At 61.3% G+C, this 1,342-nt stretch carries 1 protein-coding gene; it reads left to right on the forward strand.

All coding sequences use genetic code 11. The annotated features are described in order from the left end of the window. A partial coding sequence (htpG, locus tag AC1D1X_RS23485; RefSeq protein WP_477699369.1) for a molecular chaperone HtpG occupies positions 1-1,342 on the forward strand: 1,342 nt, incomplete at both ends.

Genomic DNA, 1,342 nt, shown 5'->3' on the forward strand with positions numbered 1-1,342 from the left:
GGCTTTATCGTGGCCGACCGCATCGCAGTGGAAAGCCGCCGCGCCGGCCTTCCGGCAAACCAGGGTGTGCGCTGGAGCAGCGACGGCACTGGCGAGTTTGAAGTCAGCGAGCTCGAACGTGCCGAGCGCGGAAGCAGCATCATCCTGCACCTCAAGGAGGAATCGCTCGACTACCTGAACGCCTGGAAACTCAAAGGCATCATCAACAAATACTCCGACCACATTTCGCTGCCCATCCTGATGCAGAAAGAAGCATGGAAGGAAGGCGAAAACGACCAGCCCGGCGAGATGGTGGTGACCGGCGAATGGGAAACCGTCAACCAGGCCGCGGCGCTGTGGACGCGCGCCAAAAAAGACATCACGCAAGACCAGTACGACGAGTTCTACAAGCAGATCAGTTACGACAGCGAAGCGCCGCTGGCCACCACGCACAACCGCGTGGAAGGCGCCACCGAATACACGCAGCTGCTGTTCATCCCGGCCAAGGCGCCGATGGACATGTTCAACCGCGACAAGGCCGCGGGCGTCAAGCTCTACGTCAAGCGCGTCTTCATCATGGACGACGCCCAGGCGCTGATGCCGACCTACTTGCGCTTCGTCAAGGGCGTGGTGGACTCGTCCGACCTGCCGCTCAATGTCTCGCGCGAATTGCTGCAGGAAAGCCGCGCCGTCAAGGCGATCCGTGAGGGCTGCACCAAGCGCGTGCTCTCCATGATTGAAGACCTGGCCGCCAATGACGCGGACAAGTTCAAGGCTTTTTATGGCGAGTTCGGCGCCGTGCTCAAAGAGGGCCTGGGCGAAGACTTTGCCAACCGCGAGCGACTGGCCAGGCTGCTGCGCTTTGCCAGCTCAACGACGGATACCGTCAGCGTGGGCTTTGCCGACTACAAAGCCCGCATGAAGGAAGGCCAGGACGCGATTTATTACATCACCGCCGACACACTGGCCGCGGCAAAGAACAGCCCCCAGCTCGAAATCTTCCGCAAGAAAGGCATCGAAGTGCTGTTGATGGCCGACCGCGTGGACGAGTGGGCGCTCAATTACCTGCACGACTTTGACGGCACGCCGCTGCAGTCGGTGGCCAAGGGTGCTGTTGATTTGGGCAAACTGCAGGACGAAGACGAGAAAAAAGCCGCCGAAGAAGCGCAGACGCAGTTCAAGCCCATCCTCGACAAGCTGAAAGAGGCGCTGAAGGACAAGGCCAAGGACGTGCGCGCCACCTCCCGTCTCGTTGATTCACCCGCCTGCCTGGTGGTGCAGGACGGCGACATGTCGACCCAGCTGGCCCGCATGCTCAAGCAGGCCGGCCAGGCCGTGCCCGAGTCCAAGCCCATCCTGGAGG

This window comes from Polaromonas sp. P1_G4 (assembly GCF_056405475.1).